The 20,844-nt window shown below is 68.0% G+C and carries 8 protein-coding genes and 3 pseudogenes; 3 read left to right on the top strand and 8 right to left on the bottom strand.

Annotation, left to right across the window (positions count from 1 at the left end):
• Positions 1-211 precede the first annotated feature (211 nt).
• Positions 212-2,308 (top strand): annotated as a pseudogene (locus GOY17_RS07900) (M3 family metallopeptidase); the annotation flags it as partial.
• 327 nt (positions 2,309-2,635) lie between these two features.
• Here the strand turns inward: GOY17_RS07900 and GOY17_RS07895 are convergent.
• The 4 genes and pseudogenes from GOY17_RS07895 to GOY17_RS07880 all read right to left on the bottom strand — a co-directional run.
• Positions 2,636-3,946 carry a glycerophosphodiester phosphodiesterase family protein gene (locus GOY17_RS07895; RefSeq protein WP_198173854.1) on the bottom strand — a complete coding sequence of 437 codons (1,311 nt, stop codon included), beginning with the start codon at positions 3,944-3,946 and terminating at the stop codon, positions 2,636-2,638.
• Between the two features lie 96 nt (positions 3,947-4,042).
• The gene (locus GOY17_RS07890) at positions 4,043-4,924 is read right to left on the bottom strand and encodes a DUF72 domain-containing protein (RefSeq protein WP_157029957.1); all 882 of its coding nucleotides are present in this window, start codon (positions 4,922-4,924) and stop codon (positions 4,043-4,045) included.
• Positions 4,921-5,592 (bottom strand): annotated as a pseudogene (locus GOY17_RS07885) (UdgX family uracil-DNA binding protein); the annotation flags it as partial. The pseudogene GOY17_RS07885 and the gene GOY17_RS07890, both read right to left, overlap by 4 nt.
• 210 nt (positions 5,593-5,802) lie before the next feature.
• A pseudogene (locus GOY17_RS07880) lies at positions 5,803-10,287 on the bottom strand (DEAD/DEAH box helicase); the annotation flags it as partial.
• Between the two features lie 145 nt (positions 10,288-10,432).
• Here GOY17_RS07880 and GOY17_RS07875 point away from each other — a divergent pair.
• Positions 10,433-11,269, top strand: a complete 837-nt coding sequence (locus GOY17_RS07875) for an NAD-dependent protein deacetylase (protein WP_157029954.1) — start codon at positions 10,433-10,435, stop codon at positions 11,267-11,269.
• 214 nt (positions 11,270-11,483) lie between these two features.
• On the opposite strand, the gene GOY17_RS07870 is transcribed toward GOY17_RS07875, so the two are convergent.
• Positions 11,484-12,923, bottom strand: a complete 1,440-nt coding sequence (locus GOY17_RS07870) for an amino acid permease (protein ID WP_157029953.1) — start codon at positions 12,921-12,923, stop codon at positions 11,484-11,486.
• A 175-nt stretch (positions 12,924-13,098) separates the two neighbouring features.
• Here GOY17_RS07870 and GOY17_RS07865 point away from each other — a divergent pair, with 175 nt between their 5' ends.
• Entirely contained in the window at positions 13,099-13,656 is a 558-nt protein-coding gene (locus GOY17_RS07865) for a DUF2939 domain-containing protein (RefSeq protein ID WP_157029952.1), read from the top strand.
• A 2-nt stretch (positions 13,657-13,658) separates the two neighbouring features.
• Here GOY17_RS07865 and GOY17_RS07860 read toward each other — a convergent pair whose 3' ends face one another.
• From GOY17_RS07860 to GOY17_RS07850, 3 genes are all read right to left on the bottom strand, one after another.
• Positions 13,659-14,576 carry a 5'-nucleotidase gene (locus GOY17_RS07860; protein WP_157029951.1) on the bottom strand — a complete coding sequence of 306 codons (918 nt, stop codon included), beginning with the start codon at positions 14,574-14,576 and terminating at the stop codon, positions 13,659-13,661.
• A 69-nt stretch (positions 14,577-14,645) separates the two neighbouring features.
• Complete coding sequence (locus GOY17_RS07855) at positions 14,646-15,416, bottom strand: NAD kinase (RefSeq protein ID WP_157029950.1); 771 nt, start codon at positions 15,414-15,416, stop codon at positions 14,646-14,648.
• A 284-nt stretch (positions 15,417-15,700) separates the two neighbouring features.
• Positions 15,701-20,725 (bottom strand): NAD-glutamate dehydrogenase, encoded by a 5,025-nt coding sequence (locus GOY17_RS07850; protein ID WP_157029949.1) that lies wholly within the window; start codon positions 20,723-20,725, stop codon positions 15,701-15,703.
• Between the last annotated feature and the right edge of the window lie 119 nt (positions 20,726-20,844).

Here is a 20,844-nt window from a genome sequence, read left to right as displayed (position 1 = left end):
CGGTGGAGGCCGTTCATTCCCCCATGCCTTTCGTCATGGGTCCGCCTACGGGCCATCGGGTAGGCTTCGGGCTCCCTTTGACGAGGTTTCCAAGTCCATGAAGCACCCTCTCGCGCTGGCGCTGGCCGTGGCAATCGCCGCGACCGCCCCCACTTACGCCAAGACCCCCAAGCAAGGTACCGCCGTGAGTGCGCAAGCCGACGCCGCCAAAGGCACCAACCCGTTCTTCGCCGACAGCACGCTGCCGCTGCACTACCCGCAGTTCGACAAGATCAAGGACAGCGATTTCGCGCCCGCCTTCGACGCCGGCATGGCGCAGCAGCTGAAGGAAATCGACGCGATCGCCAACAACGCCGAGAAGCCGACCTTCGAGAACACCATCATCGCGATGGAGAACTCGGGCCGCACGCTGGGCCGCGCGACGACCGTGTTCTTCAACCTGGTCGGCACCGACACCAACCCGACGCGTGAAAAGCTCCAGGGCGATTACGCGCCGAAGTTCGCCGCGCACCGCGACGCCATCAACCTCAACGGCAAGCTGTTCGCCCGCGTGAAGGCGCTGTACGACACGCGCGACTCGCTGGGCCTGGACGCGCAGGGCGTGCGCCTTGTCGAGCGCTACTACACCGATTTCGTCCGCGCCGGCGCCAACCTGTCGGACGCCGACAAGGCCAAGCTGAAGCAGATCAACGCCGAACTCGCGGGCCTTGGCACCAAGTTCAGCCAGAACGTGCTGGCCGAAGTGAACGCCTCGGCGATCGTGGTCGACACCAAGGAAGAACTCGACGGCCTGTCGGACGAGCAGATCGCCGCCGCCGCCGAAGCCGCCAAGGCACGCAACCTGCCGGGCAAGTACGTCATCGCGCTGCTCAACACCACCGGCCAGCCGCCGGAGGCGCAGCTGACCAACCGCGCGCTGCGCGAGCGCCTGCACAAGGCCTCCGTCGCCCGCGGCAGCCGCGGCAACGAGTTCGACAACACCGGCATCGTCGCGCGCGTCACCAAGCTGCGCGCCGAGCGCGCCAAGCTGATGGGCTATCCGAACTACGCCGCCTACGTGCTGGAAGACGAGACCGCCAAGACGCCGCAGGCCGTCAACGCGATGCTCGGCCAGCTCGCGCCGGCTGCCGTCGCCAACGCCAAGCGCGAGGCCGCCGACCTGCAGGCGATGATCGACGCCGAGCAGAAGGCCAAGGGCCAGCCGACGTTCAAGCTCGAGCCGTGGGACTGGTCCTTCTACAGCGAGAAGGTCCGCCAGCAGAAGTACAGCTTCGACGAATCGCAGCTCAAGCCGTACTTCGAGATGCAGAACGTGCTGGAGAACGGCGTGTTCTACGCCGCCGGCCAGCTGTACGGCCTGAAGTTCAAGCAGCGCACGGACCTGCCGAAGTACCACCCTGATACGTGGGTGTACGACGTGTTCAACGAGGACGGTTCGCAGCTGGCCATCTTCATCTGGGATCCGTATGCGCGTTCGTCCAAGCGCGGCGGTGCGTGGATGAACTCCTACGTCGACCAGTCGGGGCTGACCGGCTTCAAGCCGGTGGTCGCCAACCACCTCAACATCCCCAAGCCGAGCGAAGGCAAGCCGACGCTGCTGACCTGGGATGAGGTGACCACCGCGTTCCACGAGTTCGGCCACGCGCTGCACGGCATGTTCTCGGACGTGAAGTACCCCTACTTCAGCGGCACCAGCGTCCCGCGCGACTTCGTCGAGTACCCCTCGCAGGTCAACGAGATGTGGGCCGACTGGCCGTCGATCCTGGCCAACTACGCCAAGCACTACCAGACCGGCGCGCCGATGCCGAAGGAACTGCTCGACAAGGTCATCGCGGCGTCGAAGTTCAACCAGGGCTTCGCGACGACCGAGTACCTGGGCGCGGCGATGCTCGACCAGAACTGGCACCAGGCCACCGAAGGCCAGCTGCCGCAGGCCTCGGGCGTGATGGCGTTCGAAGGCGCGGCGCTGAAGAAGGACGGCGTGGACTTCTACGCGGTGCCGCCGCGTTACAAGACGCCGTACTTCAGCCACATCATGGGCGGCTACGCGGCCGGCTACTACGCCTACATCTGGTCGGAAGTGCTGGACGCCAACTCGGTGCAGTGGTTCAAGCAGAACGGCGGCCTGAGCCGCAAGAACGGCGACCACTTCCGCCAGACGCTGCTCTCGCAGGGTGGCAGCACCGACGCGCTGCAGTTGTTCCGCAACTTCGCCGGCCACGATCCGAAGATCGAGCCGCTGCTGGAGAAGCGTGGCCTGACCACCGCGCCGGCCGCACAGCCGACGGGCAAGGCGGCGAAGAAGTAAGCCGCTCCAGCCTCGCGTGAAACGAAGAACCGCCCGGGAAACCGGGCGGTTTTTTTATGACCTACCTCTCCACAAGACTCCCGACGCCGTCATCCCGCGAAAGCCGGGACCCAGGCCGTCTGCGCTTGGGCACTCCATCGCCAGCGACCAGAATCACCGTCATTCCCGCGTAGGCGGGAATCCAGGGGCGTTCCATGCTTTCGCAACGCGTGCCCCTCTCATGAGGGCAGCTTCGCTTCTGAACTGCACCGGTAAGGCGTGAAAGGTCCATGGATTCCCGCCTTCGCGGGAATGACGAGCCAGAAGCAAAGCGGCGCCCTCGTCGGCTTATCTCGCCCGCACGCGGTTGATCTCCAGAAAAATCTCCCGCGCCAGCACACCCTGGTCCGGCTGGTCGATGAAGAACCCCTGCGCGCCCAGACCGTAGAGCTGCAGCGCCTCGGCGACGACCGACTGCGGAACGCCGCCCGGCGTCTGCGCGAGGAAGGACTCCTCCGCACGCAACGTGTACGGATGCACCTGTAACCCCGCCTTCAGCGCCCACGCCAGCATCGGATGCACGATGCCGGTGTTCTGCGCGGCGAGTTCCGCCTTGCCGTCGCCGTTCGCATCGACCGGCGCGGGCAGCGTCGTGCGCGGCAGCAGGTTGCCCTTCCACGGACCGACGCCGCTCGCGTAGTTCGCGCGCATCCACGTCAACGCCGCCTCGGTCGCGAACGCGCCATAACGCGTGTTCGCGTCGATGCCGCCCGCCGCCTGCACGAGGCCGCCGTAGACCGACGCGAGGTTCGCGCCGTGTGCCAGGTTGTACGTGACGTCGTAAGGCGTGGCGCCGTGGAAGTCGTCGTACAGCTGCACGAGCGGCAGGTCGATGCCGGCAGCCGGCATCAGCGATTTCTTCAGCTCGATCAGGTTTTCGAATTCGAAGCTCTGCACGTAGATGCGGCGCGGGTCGGTGAACCCCTCGGCGACCAGCGTTTCGACCAGCTTCGCACCGAGCGAGGTGTGGATCGGCGTGCCATCCAGACGCCGGCCCTCGCGCGCGAAGTACGTCGGATGCTTTGTTTCCGGATAGATGCCGATGCGCCGGCCGTTGCGGCTTTCGCGCTTCACCAGCGCGATGACCTCGGCCAGCGTCGGGATCGGATACAGCCCCTCGAAGCGCGTGTTGCCGGGGCGGATCGCCGGAATGCGCTCCTTCGCACGCAGCGTCTTCAGCTCGGCGAGGGTGAAGTCCTCGGTGAACCAGCCGGTCATCGCCACGCCGTCTATCGTCTTGGTCGTGCGGCGGTTGGCGAATTCCGGATGCGAGGCGACGTCGGTGGTGCCGGAAATCTCGTTTTCGTGCCGCGCCACCAGCACGCCATCCTTCGTCGAGACCAGGTCAGGTTCGATGAAATCCGCGCCCTGGCGGATCGCGAGCCGATAGGACTCCAGCGTGTGCTCCGGCCGATAGCCGCTGGCGCCGCGGTGGCCGATGACGATCAGGCCCATACGGCCGGGCGGATCGGACGGACGATGGCGATCGGACGAAGCGCTCATCGCCGCATCATCGGCGAAAGCGGCGGGCGTGGCGATGCCGAACGCCAGCAGCGTCACGGCGGCGAATCGGAACATCCGGTGGGTGAACACGTGCATGGGCTCGCTCCTTGCGGACAGGGGACGCCGGCTCCCCCGTGCAACCGGCCGCGCCATCCTCGCGGCCGAAGGTTGCGGTGCGTTGACCGTCCCGCGTCAGCCGCCCAGGCGATGGATCAGGCCGCGCGCGTCGAAGGGCGCGTGCACCTTCGCGTCGTTGTCGAAGTAGCAGTAGACGTCGCGCGGGCGGCGCTCGGGCCGCGAGCGTTCGATGCGTGGGACATCGTTCGGCACGCCGCCGGAACGCCACGCGCGGATGCGCCGCGCCCAGTTGTCGAGCGCCTTCTCGCCGTAGCCGCTGGCGTAGAGTTCCTCGTCGCCGTGCAGGCGGATGTAGACGAAATCGGCGGTGACATCGCCGACGAAGGGGAACTTGCGCGCGGTATCGGCGACCACCAGCGCGACGTTGAACTCGCGCAGCAGCGCGGTGAATTCGGGCACGAGGAAGCTCTCGTGGCGCACTTCAAGCGCGTGGCGCAGCGGGTAGTCGCCCGCCGCGCTCAGCACGCTGCGTCCTTTCATCAACGACACTTCGCGCCGACGCGCGAGCTTCGCTGCTTCCGCCGTATTCGTCGGCAGCTTCTCGAAGAACGCACGCAGCCGTTGCGCATCGAAGTGGAAGTTCGGCGGCAGCTGCCAGAGGAACGGCCCAAGCTTGGGGCCCAGCGCGAGCACGCCCTGGGCGAAGAACGACGCCAGCGGCGTCTCGAAGTCCTTCAGGCGTTTCATGTGCGTGAGGAAGCGGCTTCCCTTTACGGCGAAGACGAACTCCTCCGGCGTTTCGTCGCGCCACAGGCGGAAGCTCTCGGGCCGCTGCAGCGAATAGAACGTGCCGTTGATCTCGATGCTGTGGAAGCAGTGCGCGGCGTATTCGAGCTCGCGTCGCTGCGCCAGGCCCGGCGGATAGAACACGCCGCGCCACGGCGCGTAACGCCAGCCGGAAATGCCGATGCGCACCCTGCCCTGCTTCGCCGTCATGTCCTGCCCCTCGCGCGCTTGAGCAGCGACAGGTCGGCGACGAACTGCGCGTAGGCCGCGTGGCGCTCCTCATCGCCGCGCTGCCGTAGCACGAACGACGGATGCACCGTCGCCAGCACGCGCGTGCCGTCGGCGAGCGTCTGCCACGTGCCGCGCTCCGCCATCAGCCGAAACTTGCTTCCCAGCACCGAGCGCGCCGCGATCGCGCCCAGGCACACGATGATGTGCGGCTTCACCGCAGCGAGTTCGCGTTCCAGCCAGATGCGACACGCCGCGCGCTCGGAGCCGTTGGGACTGCGGTGCAGGCGCACCTTGCCGCGCATTTCGTACTTGAAGTGCTTCACCGCATTGGTGACGTAGAACCTGGCGCGATCCAGCCCGAGTTCGGCGAGCGCGCGATCGAACAGCTTGCCGGCAGGCCCGACGAAGGGGTGGCCGCTCAGGTCTTCGGCGTCGCCGGGCTGTTCGCCGATGACGAGCACGCGCGCGTCGTCGGGCCCTTCGCCGAACACGGTCTGCGTCGCGGGCTTCCACAGCGGGCACCGCTTGCAGCCCATCGCGGCCTCGCGCATCGCGGCGAGGCTGTCGTCGACGGGCTCCGGAGCTTCGCCGTCGCGCACGGCCGCGCGCTTGCGAACGCGCTTGGCAGGCGTTTTAGAAGGCGAGCGTTTCGACGGCGACTTGCGCGTGGCCAAGGTACGACGTGTCCGTGGCAGATACGGACGCATCTTCGAATCGGGCCGGTCAAGGCGGCCTGAAGACATGAACGGCGAGACGACGCCGCCGCGATCAAAGCCGGCGCATCAATGCGTCGTGCGAACCACCGGTGCCAGCGAAGGCAGCGAGATCGGCGCGGTGAATCCCGCGACCGAGCGCTCCGGCTCGCGCAGCAGCATGCGGCGCACCTTCGCTTCCTCGTCGTGCGGCAGTTCGGCCAGCAGGTTCACTTCGCCCGAGACGAGCGTTCCCAGCGGTACGCCATCGCGATAGAGCACGCGCGACCCGGCCAGGCGCGGCACCTTCTCGCCGCTGACGATCGTGCCAACGAGGTTCAACGGATCGACCGCCGACACGCACACCATGGCGCCGTCCTGCGGACGTTGGCGGATCTGGCGCATCAGGCCGATCGCCTCGGGCAGCGCGAACTGCTCGCCCGACAGGCCCGAGATGAAACGGCCGCCGCGGATCTCGCCGCGCGCTTCCAGTCGATGGTAGACACGCACCAACTCGCGCCACGGCGGCAGCCATTGCGCCTCGCGTTCCAGCAGGCGCCAACACACCACGCCGTAGCGGCGCAGCAGGGTGCGCGCGACGTGCTCGACGTCTTCGGCCGTATGCGCCTGCGGCGTCGACGCGCGACGGATCAATGCCCAGCGGCCGGCGTCCTCGATACCGAACAGCGCGGCACGGCGGCGACGCCCGTGATTCGACGCGCTCGGCCGCTTCGATGCAGGCACGAGCAGCGCACGAAGGCCCGCGTAGCTGTCGCAGTGCACGCGGCCTCGCGCGACGAGTTCGGCCAGCGCGTCTTCCAGTTCCGTGCGCAACAGATGCGCGCCACCGACGAGTTCGTCGAAGAACGATGCGCCGTGTTCGCCGAGGTAATCGACGACCTTCTGCGCGCGGGAGGACAACGCTTCGTCCGCGGCAGGCGGCGGCGCCAGTCGCGTCCACACGGCGGCATCGCGACGCGGCAACAGCACGACCGGCGTCGCGCGGACCGGCGTGCTGCCCTTCGCGGCGCCGGTATCGGCCGGCCCGGCGCGCAAACGCGTCCACAGCGTGCGGCCGGCGGTGCACAGGTCGTCGAGCCAGGAGATCGAATAGTCGTTGATGCGCGCCGGCAGCAGTTCGGCTTCCCACGCGGCCGCGGGCGCTTCGAAGCCCTCCAGCTGCGAGACGATACCGGCCAGCGCTTCGGGGCCGTTGACGCGCGCACTCGGCGCGACGCGTTGCCAGTCGAAAAGAAATCGCATGAAATCGCGCGGCGCGACGGGCTCGATTTCGCGCCGCAGACGCTTGAGCGTATAGCGATGGATGCGCGCGAGCAGATGCCTCTCGCACCACTCGTCCACGCCGATGCCCGGGGTGAAGCGGCCCTGCATGACGTAGCCCTCGTTCTGCAGACGCAGCAACGCCAGCTCGGTGTCGGACTTCGACAGCGACAGATCGTCGGCGATCACCTGCGACGGCGTCGGCCCCAGTCCGGTCAGGCGCGAACGCAGCAGCTCGACCAGCGCGTCCTCGCGATCCCACGGCTGCGCGGCGTACTCCGCCGGCGCTTCGATCGGCGGATGCATCGCGACGTCGGCGAACACCGCCTGCAGCTGTGGCAGGCGTTCGGCGGCGACCCACAGGCCGTTGCCGTCGCTGCCGCGCTGGCTCACGGGTTTGTCGAGCGCGGGCGGCGCCAACTTCGTCGCGCGATGCGCCTTGACCAGGCGTTGCAGCCAGTCGGCCCAGCCGTTCTCGCGCACCTCGCGTTCCGTGACGACGCCGAGGCCCATCAGCGCCTCGTGCATCTCGTCCGCGTTGCGCACTTGCGGCCAGCATTCCTCGCGCACGGCGTCGATGGCGTCCGCATCGAGACGGCCGAGCTCGTCGGCACTGCCGGCATCGGTGTAGCGGCGCGTCTGCACGGCCTGCGTGCGGCGCTCTTCCAGCGGCGCGTCGTCGAGGAACGCGTACGGACGCGCGTTGAGGATCTCCGCGGCGAACGGCGACGGTGCGCTGAGATCGCGCGCGACGATCTGGACTTCGCCCGACTCCATCGCGCGCAGCACGTCGAGCCAGCCGTCGATGTCCATCGCCTCGTGCAGGCAGTCGTGCAGCGTCTGCGCGACGAGCGGATGGTCGGGCACTTCGCGCTCGCCGACGAGGTTTTCCGCGCACGCGACCTGGTCGGGGAAGACCGTCGCGAGCAGGTCCTCGGACTTCATGCGCTGCAACTGCGGCGGCACCTTCTTGCCGCCGACGAAGCGCGGCAGCGCGAGCGCCGTGGTCGCGACCCAGCGCCAGCGCACGCCGAACAGCGGCGCGTCGAGCAACGCCTGGATCAGCACGTGCTCGGCCGACGCCGAATGCAGGTAACTCGCCACTTCGATCAGCGGGAAGCTGTGGCTCGTGGACAGCGACAGGATGATCGCGTCCTCGGTCGCCGCCGCCTGCAGTTCGAAATTGAACTTGCGGCAGAACCGCTTGCGCAGCGCCAGGCCCCACGCGCGGTTGATGCGGCTGCCGTAGGGCGTGTGGATGATGAGCTGCGTCCCGCCGGATTCGTCGAAGAAGCGCTCCAGCACGAGCGTGTTCTGCGTCGGCATCGCGCCCAGCGTGGCGGCGGTGCTACCGAGGTATTCGATGATCTGGCGCGCGGCTTCGGGGGGAAGCTGGATGTCTTCGGTGAGGTGCGCGAAGGCGGCGGTGGATTCGATGTGGGCGGCGAGTGGGGACGCTTCGTGCGCACTGAAAGAGTCGGCATCGGCCGCATCGTTACCCTCCTCGTCCCGACCCTCACCCCAACCCCTCTCCCGGGGGGAGAGGGGCTCAGTCACCGGCGTCAGGCGCTCGACGACTTCCTCGCGAAGACGCGACACGGCCACGGAGAGTTCATCCGTGCGGCCCGGCGCCTCGCCCAGCCAGAACGGAATGCTCGGCGGCTGGCCCTGCGCGTCTTCCACGCGGACCTTCCCCGGTTCGACGCGCAGGATGCGGTAACTCGCATTGCCCAGCTGGAAGATGTCGCCGGCCATGCTTTCGATGGCGAAGTCTTCGTTGACCGTGCCGATGAACACCGACTCCGGCTCCATGATCACCGAGTAGTCGCCGGTGTCGGGAATCGTGCCGCCCGACATCAGCGCGGTGGTACGACCGCCCTTGCGTCCGCGCACGACGCGGTTCACCGCATCGCGATGCAGGTAACCGGCACGGATGCCGCGACGCGTGGTGAAGCCGTCGGCGAGCATGCGAACGATCGCGTTGAAATCCTCGCGCTTGAGCTGCGCGTACGGCCACGCGCGACGCACCCAGTCGAACAGCGCGTCCTCGCTCCATTCCTGGCATGCCGCTTCGGCGACAATCTGCTGCGCCAGCACGTCCAGCGGCGCCTCGGGCATGATCAACGCGTCGAGTTCGCCGCGCCGAACGCCGTCGAGCAGCGCCGCGCATTCGACCAGTTCATCGCGCGTCTGCGGGAACAGCCGTCCCTTCGGCGTGCCGCCCACGTAGTGGCCGGAGCGGCCCACGCGCTGCAGGAACGCGGCGATTGAACGCGGCGAACCGAGCTGGCAGACCAGGTCCACGTCGCCGATGTCGATGCCCAGTTCCAGCGATGCCGTCGCCACCAGCACGCGCAGTTCGCCGCGCTTGAGGCGTTGCTCGGCGTCCAGGCGCAGTTCCTTCGACAGCGAACCGTGATGCGCGGCCACTGCGTCCTTGCCGAGCTTTTCGCCCAGATGGTGCGCGGCGCGCTCGGCCATGCGGCGCGTGTTGACGAAGACGAGCGTGGTGCGGTGCTGTTCGACCAGTTCGCACACGCGCGTGTAGACCTGCTCCCACTGGTCGGACGACATCACCGCGCTGAGCGGCGTCGGCGGCAGTTCGAGCGACAGGTCGCGCTGGCGCGTATAGCCGATGTCGACGATCTCGCAGTCCGGCGTGCCGTCGGGCGCGACGTTGGCCGAGCCGACGAGGAAACGCGCGACTTCCTCGATCGGCTTCTGCGTGGCCGACAGCCCGACGCGCGTCAGGCGATGACCGCACAGCGCTTCCATGCGCTCCAGCGAGAGCGCGAGGTGGCTGCCGCGCTTGCTCGCGGCCACGGCGTGGATTTCATCGACGATCACCGAACGCACCGTCGACAGCATCGCGCGGCCGGATTCGGAACCCAGCAGGACGTAGAGCGATTCGGGCGTGGTGACGAGGATGTGCGGCGGCTTGCGGCGGTTCGCGGCGCGTTCGGCCTGCGGCGTGTCGCCGGTGCGCACGGCGGTGCGGATCTCGACGTCGGGCAGGCCCATCGCCGCCAGCTCCTCGCGGATGCCGGCGAGCGGCGCCTCGAGGTTGATGCGGATGTCGTTGGACAGCGCCTTCAGCGGCGAGATGTAGACGACGAACGTCTCGTCGGGCAGCGCGGCCGCCTCGTCGAACAGGGTCCCGTTGTTCGCATGCTCCAGCCCACGACGGACCAGCATGTCGATGGCGGTCATGAACGCCGTCAGCGTTTTGCCCGAACCTGTGGGCGCGGCGACGAGGGTATCGCGACCGCTGCGGATCGCCGGCCACGCCTGCATCTGGGCCGGCGTGGGCGCGGGGAAGGCCTTGGCGAACCAGGCGGCGACGGCGGGGTGGAAGGCGCTCAGGGGCATGGGATCGATGGTGCGGGAGGCGTGTCTCAGGTTGTGAGACGACGATCGGCCAGAGGTTCAGATGGGCCGGCCTTGGGACGGCAAAACGGAGCGCGTTCAGGCTCGCGGGGCTTGGGCCTTCTCCCCTCGCCCATAAGATGGAGGCATGTCCGCCCTGCCCAACCCCACCGACTCGCCGGCCGATGCGCTGCGCGAATGGCTCGCCCCGTTCCGGCGGGTCTTCGTGCTGACCGGCGCCGGCTGCAGCACGAATTCCGGCATCCCCGACTACCGCGACGCGGACGGCCAGTGGAAGCGCACCCCGCCCGTCACCTATCAGGCCTTCACGGGCGATGCGCGCGTGAACGCCCGCTACTGGGCGCGGAGTTTCATCGGCTGGCCGCGCATCGACGACGCCAAGCCCAACGGCGTGCATCTCGCGCTGGCCGACTGGGAATCGCGCGGCGGCGTCTCGATGCTGCTCACGCAGAACGTCGATGGTCTCCACCAGCGCGCCGGCAGCCGCCACGTGATCGACCTGCACGGCCGGCTCGACGGCGTCGTCTGCCTGCAATGCCGGGCCGAATCGCCCCGCGCGGCGTTGCAGGCGCGGCTCGCCGAGGTGAATCCCGATTGGGTCCATCTCGATGCGACCACCGCGCCGGACGGCGACGCGGACCTCGACGGCCACGATTTTACCCGTTTCACCGTGCCGGCCTGCGAGGCCTGCGGCGGGATGCTCAAACCCGACGTGGTGTTCTTCGGCGAGAACGTGCCGAAGGATCGCGCGGTGCGCGCCGGCGAGGCGCTTAAGGCGTCCGACGCGATGCTCGTGGTCGGTTCGTCGCTGATGGTCTATTCGGGCTTCCGCTTCGCGCGGATGGCGCACGAGACCGGCATTCCGCTGGCGATCCTCAACCGCGGGCGCACGCGCGCGGACGAGCTGGCGGCGTTGAAGATCGAAGAGGAAGCCGGGGCGGTGCTTTCGGCGGCGCTGGGATAGTCGGGCGCCGTTCCGCGTTCCGGTTTTTGCTGTCATTCCCGCGTAGGCGGGAATCCATGGTTCCGACGTCCGACGTCTTCCGGATCAGTTGATGCCGCTGACGGATGGATTCCCGCCTTCGCGGGAATGACAGCTGAAAAAAGAACGGCAACGACGGATGAAAAAGAAAAGGCGCCCTGCGGCGCCTTTTCTTCGTCGACAGGAAGAAACGTCCTCAGACGTTCTGCCCCTTCGCCAGCAGGCTCGCACGACGGCTGTAGAGCACGTAGACGATCACGCCCACCACGTTCCACACCAGGAACCACTTCTGCGTGGTGTGCGGCAGGCTCCAGAACAGGTACAGGCAGCCGAAGATCGCCAGCGGGCCAACGACCCACGCCATCGGCGTGCGGAACACGCGCGGGCGGTTCGGATCGCGCTTGCGCAGGACCAGCATGCACACCGACACCGCGATGAACGCCACCAGCGTGCCGGCGTTGGCCAGCGCGGCGATTTCGTCCAGGCGTGCCACGCCCGCCAGCGCGGCGACCAGCACCGCGGTGAACAGCGTGATCGCTACCGGCGTGCCGGTGCGCGGGTTCACCTTCGACAGGCTGCGCGGCAGCAGGCCGTCGCGCGACATCACGAAGAAGATGCGGCTCTGGCCGTAGAAGAACGCCAGCAGCACCGTCGGCAGCGCGATCACCGCCACGATGCCGATCACCAGCGCGGCCTGCGGATGACCCAGCTCGCGCATGATCAGCGCCAGCGGCTCGGCGCTCTTGCCGAACACGGTGAAGCTCATCGCACCCACCGCGGCCAGCGCGACCAGCACGTAGATCAGCGTGCAGCCGACCATCGAACCGATGATGCCGATCGACAGGTCGCGGCCCGGGTTCTTGGTCTCTTCGGCCGCCGTGGAAATCGCATCGAAACCATAGAAGGCGAAGAAGATGATCGCCGCCGCGGCCATGACGCCGCGCTCCACGCCTTCGGCATCGATCGACTTCGGGAAGCCGTAGGGCATGAACGGCGTGAGGTTGGCCGCGTCGAACGCCGGCAGCGCGACGACGATGAACACGGCGAGTGCAATCAGCTTGAACACCACCAGGATCGCGTTGAGCGTGGCGCTCTCGCGCGTGCCGGCGATGAGCATGCCGGCGACGAGGAAGGTGATGACGATTGCCGGCAGGTTGATCACGCCGCCGGCGTGCGGGCCCGCCATGAGCGCCGTGGGCAGCATGACGTTCCACCCTGTCTGCGTGTGCACCCATTGCAGGAAGCCGGCGAAATAGCCGGACCAGCCCACCGCGACCGTGCTCACCACCAGCGAGTATTCGAGGATCAGGCTCCAGCCGACGATCCACGCGATCGCCTCGCCCAGCACGGTGTAGCTGTAGGTGTAGGCGCTGCCGGCGGCCGGCATCATCGTGGACATCTCGGCGTACGCCAGCGCCGCACAGGCGCAGACCACGCCGGCGACGATGAAGGACAGCAGCACCGCCGGGCCCGCCTTGTCCGCGCCCACGCCGATCAGCGTGTAGATGCCGGTGCCGACGATGGCGCCGATGCCCAGCGCGACCAGGTGCGGCCAGCCCAGGGTGGGCACCAGCCGCCGCCCTTCCTCATGGACGGTGAGCTTGTCGATGTCCTTGCGCCGGAGCCATGACTGCATGGAAAACCTCGTTCGAGCGGGCTGTGAAGGCGCACATACTGAGCCATCGCCCCGCCGGATGCGATGTGCACTGCAGCTTGCGCGCCGGCCGCCCGATGCGGCACGGCGTCCGCCTTCATCGCGCAGGCGACCCGGGCGCCCTACCATCGCCGTTCCTTCGACCGGTTCGTCGCCGATGAAAAAGTGGATCGCCCTGCTCGTCGTCGTCCTGCTGGCGCTGGCCGGCTGGATCGCCGCCGGCCCGTTCCTGACCATCAACGCGATCCGCGAGGCGGTCGCCGAGGAAGACACCGCCGCGCTGGCAAAGCACGTCGATTTCGTCGCGGTGCGGCGCAGCCTGCGAGCCCAGGTCGAGGACACGCTCGCGCGCAAGGCGGGCGTCGACGCGCAGAACAATCCGCTGGGCGCGTTCGCCCTGGGATTGGCGAACCAGGCCGCTGGCGGGATCGTCGATGCGCTCGCCACGCCGGCCGGCATCGGCGCGGTCCTGCAGGGGCGCGGCCTGCTGCATCGGCTGACCGGCGGCGGTGTCGATCCCAACGACGGGCTCGCCCACGTCCCGCCGCCCGATCCCCTGCGCGATGCGAGCTACCGCTTCGAGTCGCCGTCTCGGTTCAGCGCCACCGTGCGCAATGCGGACGGCGATCCGGTGGTGTTCGTGCTCACGCGCGAGGGCTTCAATTGGACGCTGACGGACATCCAGCTGCCGTTGCAGGCGCTGATCGGGCCCTAGCGTTACTTCACGACGAGCGGATTGGCCACGCCGTGCGGCACGTGCCCGGCGGCGACGTGGTCGCGGGCCGAGAGGATGTTGTGCTCGGAATCGTCGAAGAAGATGTCGGCGCCGAACGCCTCCAGGAACGGCCCCTTCGAGCGACCGCCAAGGAACAGCGCTTCGTCCAGCCGGATGTCCCACTCGCGCAACGTGCGGATCACGCGTTCGTGCGCGGGGATCGAACGCGCGGTGACCAGCGCGGTGCGGATCGGCGAGGCCTGCCCGGTCGGGAACGCCTGCTGCAGCCGATGCAGCGCATCGAGGAAACCGCGGAACGGCCCGCCCGACAGCGCCTGTGCGGCGTGGCTGCGCTCGTGTTCGGTGAACGCGGCCAGGCCGCCCTCGCGCGAGACGCGCTCGCCTTCGTCGTCGAAGATCACCGCATCGCCGTCGAACGCGATGCGCAGCTGGTCGTGGCGTTGCTGCGGCGCGCGGGCCGGCAGCAGCGTCGCCGCGGCCACGCCTGCGGCCAGCGCGCTACGCACGTCCTCGGCGTTGGCCGACAGGAACAGGTCGGCGTTGAACGGGCGGATGTACGGATACGGCGGCGCGCCGTTGCTGAAGGCGGCGCGCTTGATCGCCAACCCGTAATGCGCGATCGAGTTGAAGATGCGCAGCCCGCTGTCGGCCGAATTGCGCGAGATCAGGATGACCTCGACGCGTGGCGCTTCCGGCGGCGCGCCGTCGTTGAGCGCGAGCAGCTTGCGCACCAGCGGGAAGGCGATGCCGGGCGTGAGCAGGTCGTCCTCGTGCGAACGCTGGAAATCGGCATAGGCGTCGATGCCCTCGCGCTCGAACAGCGCGTGGCTCTCTTCCATGTCGAACAGGGTTCGCGAGGAAATCGCGACGATCAGCGGATCGGCATCACGGTCGGGCATGGGGCGATTATGCCGCAGCGCCGTCGCGCGGATTGCGACCGACGCGGTCCTTCCTGCGCGCTGTCCGGGTCAGGCCACGAACTGCTCGGCCAGCATGCGCTCTTCCAGGTTGTGCTCCGGATCGAACAGCAGTGTGACGGTCCGGTCGTGCGATTCGCGGATAGTGACTTCCACCACGTCGCGGACTTCATGCGAGTCGGCCGTGGCGCTGACCGGGCGCTTGTAGGGATCGAGCACGTGGAAGCGCACTTCGGTATCGGCCTTGAGCACGGCGCCACGCCAGCGGCGCGGGCGGAAGGCGGCAATGGGCGTCAGCGCGACGACGTTAGCGCCCAGCGGCAGGATCGGCCCGTGCGCGGAGAAGTTGTAGGCGGTGCTGCCGGCGGGCGTGGCGACCATCACGCCGTCGCAGATGAGTTCGTCCAGCCGGGTCTGACCGTTGAGGTCGATGCGCAGGTGCGCGGCCTGTCGCGTCTGGCGCAGCAGCGAGACCTCGTTGTAGGCCAGCGAGCCGACCGTCGCACCGGATTCGGTCTGGGCGACCATCTCCAGCGGCCGCAGCACCGCGGGCTCGGCGGCGTGCAGGCGTCCGAGCAGGCCCTCGCCGTCGTGCTGGTTCATGAGGAAGCCGACCGTCCCCAACTTCATCCCGTACACCGGTTTGCCCAGGCCGCCATAGCGATGCAGCGTGGCGAGCATGAAGCCGTCGCCGCCCAGCGGGACGAGGATGTCCGCGTCTTCCGGCGCGTGCTGGCCGTGCATGGCGGTGAGGGTTTCGAGGGCGCGCTGGGCGCCATCGGCGTGGCTGGCGAGGAAGGCGATGCGGGGCGTCGCGGTCATCGGCGGCTCCGGGGTCGAGGGAGGCAGCATAACCGGTGGCGCGTGGTCGTCGCGCTGGCTCGTCGGGCCACTTCGTTGCAGGGACGTTGATGTCTCCTCCCCCGGATGAGCGCTGCGACCGGCGAGGCCGTTGATCAAGCGGGAAGAGTCCCTGGATTCCCCGCCTTCGCGGGAATGACGTGAGGGACGGTTCAGGCGTGCCGGTCCGGTTTGGCGCCGCGCCAAGCAACAAAGAAAAAGCCCGGCCGAAGCCGGGCTTTCCTCAACACGCGAACCGCGAAGGCTTACGCCCCGGCCGCAGCCACCTGCGCCAGGCGACGCACCGCCACCGACAGCGTCGGGTAGTCCAGCGCCTTCTGGTTATGCAGGTCGGCGAACATCGCCAGCGTGAAGCGCAGCGACGAGTCGTCGCGCTTGAGCCACGCGTCGACCTTCTGCTCGACCGGCTTCTTGCCGCCGTCGGCAAGGATCTGCGAGACCAGCGAACGGGCCTGCGTGGCCAGTTCGTCGCGCAGCGCGCCGCGGGCGAGCGCCTGCCAGCGGCCGTCGACCGGCAGCTGTTCGACCTGCTCGTACAGCCACGGCAGGCTCAGCGCCTGGCCCAGCGAGAAGTACGCCTTCGCCACTTCCACCGGCGAGATCTTGCGGGCGAGCGAGATCTCCACGATGTCGCAGCCGAACTCCAGCAGCGGCAGCGCGGCCAGCTGTTCGGCGAGCTTCGCCGGCACGCCCTTGCCCTTCCAGTCGTTCATGCGCGCCTCAAACGCGTCGCGGCGCATGCCCGACAGCACCGTCGGCAGCGACGCGCGGACGGCGTTGAGGCCATCGCTGTAGCGCGCCATCGCGACGGTGATCTCCGGCATCTTGCCCGGACGCGACAGCAGCCAGCGCGACATCGAGCGCAGCAGGTGCCAGATGACCTGCAGCGCATCGACCTGCACCGACTCCGGCACCTTCCCGTCGAGCGCGTCGATCTGCGCCCACAGGTCGCGCGCGTCCACCGCCTCGCGGGCGATGGTGTAGGCCTCGGCGACCTCGGCCGGCGTGCGGCCGGTGTCCTCGGTCATGCGCAGGGTGAAGGTCGCGCCCATGCGGTTGACCATCGAGTTGGTCACCGCCGTGGCGATGATCTCGCGCTTCAGGCGATGGCCTTCCATCGCCTTGGCGTACTTGGCCTGCAGCGGCTGCGGGAAGTAACGCACGAGCTCCTTCGACAGGTACGGGTCTTCGGGCACGTCGGAGTCCAGCAGCTGCTGGAACAGCACGATCTTGCTGTACGACAGAAGCACCGCCAGTTCCGGACGCGTCAGGCCCTGCCCGCGTGACTTGCGCTCGGCGATCTCGGCATCGGACGGCAGGAACTCGATCTGGCGATCGAGCAGGCCCTGCGATTCCAGCGTACGGATGAAGTGCTGCTTGGAGCCCAGGCGGTGCACGCTCATCCGCTCCATCAGGCTCAGCGCCTGGTTCTGGCGGTAGTTGTCGGTGAGCACCAGCTGCGCGACCTCGTCGGTCATCTGCGCGAGCAGCTTGTTGCGCTCGGGCAGCGTCAGCTTCTTCTTCTGAACCTCGCCGTTGAGCAGGATCTTGATGTTCACCTCATGGTCGGAGGTGTCCACGCCGGCGGAGTTGTCGATGAAGTCGGTGTTGAGCAGCACGCCATGCTGCGCGGCCTCGATGCGGCCCAGCTGGGTCATGCCGAGGTTGCCGCCCTCGCCCACCACCTTGCAGCGCAGTTCGCGACCGTTGACGCGAAGCGCGTTGTTGGCGCGGTCGCCGACGTCGGCATTGGTCTCGCTCGTCGCCTTCACGTAGGTGCCGATGCCGCCGTTCCACAGCAGGTCGACCGGCGCCTTGAGGATCGCGCTGAGCAGTTCCGCCGGGCTCATCGCCGAGACGGTCGGGTCGATGCCCAGCGCCGTCTTGGCTTCGGCGGTGAGCGGGATCGACTTGGCCGAACGCGGGTAGATGCCGCCGCCCTTGCTGATCAGCGAACGGTCGTAATCGTCCCAGCTCGAACGCGGCAGCTTGAACATGCGCGCGCGTTCCTTGAACGTCGACGCGGCATCCGGGTTCGGGTCGATGAAGATGTGGCGGTGGTCGAACGCGGCGACCAGGCGGATGTGCTTGCTCAGCAGCATGCCGTTGCCGAACACGTCGCCCGACATGTCGCCGACGCCGACGACGGTGAAGTCTTCCTTCTGGCTGTCGCGCCCCATCGCGCGGAAGTGGCGCTTGACCGACTCCCACGCGCCGCGCGCGGTGATGCCCATGCCCTTGTGGTCGTAGCCGACCGAGCCGCCCGAGGCGAACGCGTCGTCGAGCCAGAAGCCGTGCGCGCGCGCGATGCCGTTGGCGATGTCGGAGAACGTCGCCGTGCCCTTGTCGGCGGCGACGACCAGGTACGGATCGTCGCCATCATGGCGCACCACGTTCTCCGGCGGGACGACCTTGCCGCCGGCGAGGTTGTCGGTGATGTCCAGCAGGCCGTTGATGAAGCGCTTGTAGCAGGCCACGCCCTCGTTGAACCACGCATCGCGGTTCACGGCCGGATCCGGCAGCTGCTTGGCGATGAAGCCACCCTTCGAACCGACCGGCACGATGACGGTGTTCTTCACCATCTGCGCCTTCACCAGGCCGAGCACTTCCGTACGGAAGTCCTCGCGGCGATCCGACCAGCGCAGGCCGCCACGCGCGACCGGGCCGAAGCGCAGGTGCACGCCTTCCACGCGCGGGCCGTAGACGAAGATCTCGCGGTACGGACGCGGCTTCGGCAGGTCCGGCACCTTCGAGGAATCGAACTTGAAGCTGATGTAGTCGGCCGGGCCACCGTCGGCGCGCAGGCCATCCTTGTACTGGATGTAGTAGCTCGTGCGCAGCGTAGCGTCGATCACGCCGATGAAGCTGCGCAGGATGCGGTCCTCGTCCAGGCTGGCGACGCGATCGAACAGGCCCTTCAGCGCTTCGCGCGTGGCTTCGATCTGCGCTTCGCGCTTGCCGGCGCGCGCTTCGAGCATCGGCTCCAGCGCGGCGAGCGTGGCTTCGTCGCCACCGGCCAGCACCGAAAGCTGCGCGCGGAACGCTTCCACGCCGGCCTTGATCTGCGCCTTGGATTCGCTGCCGGTGATCGGATCGAACTTCGCCTCGAACAGTTCCACCAGCAGGCGCGCGAGCAGCGGGTAGCGGTTGAGCGTTTCTTCCACGTAGCTTTGCGAGAACGGCACGCCGACCTGCAGCAGGTACTTGCAGTAGCCGCGCAGCATCGCGACCTGGCGCCACGACAGGTTGCCGGTGAGGATCAGGCGGTTGAAGCCGTCGTTCTCGGCATTTCCGCGCCAGATCTGCGCGAAGGCCTGCTCGAAGTTCTCGTCGAGGCTGGACACGTCGAGGTTCGGGTTCGAGGTCTCGACCTCGAAATCCTGCACGAACAGCGTCTGGCCGTTCGCGTTGAGGCGGTACGGGTGTTCGGAGATCACCCGCAGGCCCATGTTTTCCATCATCGGCAGCGCGTCCGACAGCGGAATGTCGTCGTTCTGGCGATAGAACTTGAAGCGCAGGCCGCCGTCGCCGTTGTGCGCGCGGTACAGGCTCAGGCGCAGGTCGTCCGGGCCGCTGAGCGCGGCCAGGTGCTCGACGTCGTCGGCAGCCACGTCGGCGCTGACGTCCTCGATGTAGCCCGCCGGCAACGCGCGCCCGTAGGTGCTGGCCAGCGTGAGGCCGCGCTGTTCGCCGTGGCGCACGACCAGGCGCTCGCGCAGGTCGTCCTGCCAGTTGCGCACGAGCTTGGACAGCTCGGCTTCGATCTTCGCGCTGTCGGTCTCGATCGCCTCGCCCGTCTTCGGACGCACGATGAGGTGCACCTGCGCGAGCGGCGACTCGCCGCCCAGCGTGACCGAGGAATCGACGTGTTCGCCGTGCAGTTCGCGCTTGAGCATCGACTCGATGCGCAGGCGGACGTCGGTGTTGAAGCGGTCGCGCGGGATGTAGACCAGCACCGAGAAGAAACGGCCGTAGCGGTCGCGTCGCAGGAACAGCTTGCTGCGCACGCGCTCCTGCAGGCCGAGGATGCCGGTGGCCGTGCGCAGCAGTTCCTCTTCGCTCGACTGGAACATCTCGTCGCGCGGCAGCGACTCCAGGATGTGGCGCAGCGCCTTGCCGCTGTGGCTGTCGGGCTTCAGGCCCGACTGCTGCATCACGTAGTTGTGGCGCTGGCGCACCAGCGGGATGTCCCACGGGCGGCGGTTGTAGGCGCTGGAGGTGTACAGGCCGAGGAAGCGCTCCTCGCGGATCGGCTTGCCCTTCGCGTCGAAGGTCAGCACGCCGATGTAGTCCATGTAGCCCGGACGATGCACCGTCGCGCGCGAGTTGGTCTTGGTGAGGATCAGCGCGTCCACCGCGCCCGACTGCGGCATGTAGTGCGCGGCGAGCGAGGTCAGAAGGCGCGGCTTGCCCACATCCTTTCCGCGCAGCAGGCCCATGCCGCTGGACTTGACCGCGCTGAGGACTTCCTCGCCGCCCTTCTGGACGACTTCGTACTCGCGGTAACCGAGGAAGGTGAAGTGGTTGTCGGCGGCCCAGCGCAGGAACTCCTGCGCTTCACGCTTGCCGGCTTCATCGACCGGCAGGTTCCGCTGGCCGAGTTCGTCGGCCACGGCGAGCATCTTCGCCTTCATCTGCGGCCAGTCGCGCACCGATGCGCGCACGTCGGCCAGCACGGCTTCGAGCGCCTTCTGGATCTTCGGCATCGCCTCGGCCGGCTGGCGGTCGATTTCCAGGTGCATCAGCGATTCGGGCTGGCCTTCGCCGACGGACAGGATCTTGCCGGTCTTGTCGCGATCGAACGGCACCACCGGATGGCCCAGCACGTGCACGCCGATGCCCTGCTCGGCCAGCGCCATCGTCACCGAGTCGACGAGGAACGGCATGTCGTCATTGGCGATCTGGATGACGGTGTGCGTCGATTCCCAGCCCTCGCCCTTCAGCGTCGGGTTGAACATGCGCACCAGCGCCGCACCCGGCTTGCGCGCGCGGGCGAAATCGAGGAAGTCGGTGGCCAGTTCGGCCCAGCCCTGCGCGTCGTGCTGCGGCAGCTCGTCGCTGCTCATGCGCTTGTAGAAGGCGTTGATGAACGCTTCTCCTTCGGCATGGCGCGACTTGGGCAGCTGCTTGCGCATCGCCTCGACGATGGGCTCGAGCGAAACGGTGTCGTCCTTCTGGACGTCGCGGGCGGCGCTCTTCTTCGACGGAGCGCGTTTGGCCGTCTCGACCTTGGCGGCGGGTTTGGCGGAAGCGTTACGTTTGGTGCTCATGGCAACGGAAGTTCCAATGAAAGAAGGCCCACGCTTTCACGTGGGCCGGGGGATACGGTTCAGTACGGGCGGTTCGCGGACACGATCTGGCGCGAAGCCGTTTTGGCGGCTTTGTCGCG

This window comes from Lysobacter soli, from assembly GCF_009755585.1.
Taxonomy (GTDB): Bacteria; Pseudomonadota; Gammaproteobacteria; order Xanthomonadales; family Xanthomonadaceae; genus Lysobacter_J; species Lysobacter_J soli.
This window is presented reverse-complemented; position numbering and strand designations above follow the sequence as displayed.

Coding starts and splice junctions, on each gene's coding strand:
- GOY17_RS07865 (WP_157029952.1), top strand. CDS start 13,099: ATGAAAAAGTGGATCGCCCTGCTCGTCGTCGTCCTGCTGGCGCTGGCC.
- GOY17_RS07855 (WP_157029950.1), bottom strand. CDS start 15,416: ATGACCGCGACGCCCCGCATCGCCTTCCTCGCCAGCCACGCCGATGGC.
- GOY17_RS07850 (WP_157029949.1), bottom strand. CDS start 20,725: ATGAGCACCAAACGTAACGCTTCCGCCAAACCCGCCGCCAAGGTCGAG.
- GOY17_RS07870 (WP_157029953.1), bottom strand. CDS start 12,923: ATGCAGTCATGGCTCCGGCGCAAGGACATCGACAAGCTCACCGTCCAT.
- GOY17_RS07890 (WP_157029957.1), bottom strand. CDS start 4,924: ATGACGGCGAAGCAGGGCAGGGTGCGCATCGGCATTTCCGGCTGGCGT.
- GOY17_RS07875 (WP_157029954.1), top strand. CDS start 10,433: ATGTCCGCCCTGCCCAACCCCACCGACTCGCCGGCCGATGCGCTGCGC.
- GOY17_RS07860 (WP_157029951.1), bottom strand. CDS start 14,576: ATGCCCGACCGTGATGCCGATCCGCTGATCGTCGCGATTTCCTCGCGA.
- GOY17_RS07895 (WP_198173854.1), bottom strand. CDS start 3,946: ATGCACGTGTTCACCCACCGGATGTTCCGATTCGCCGCCGTGACGCTG.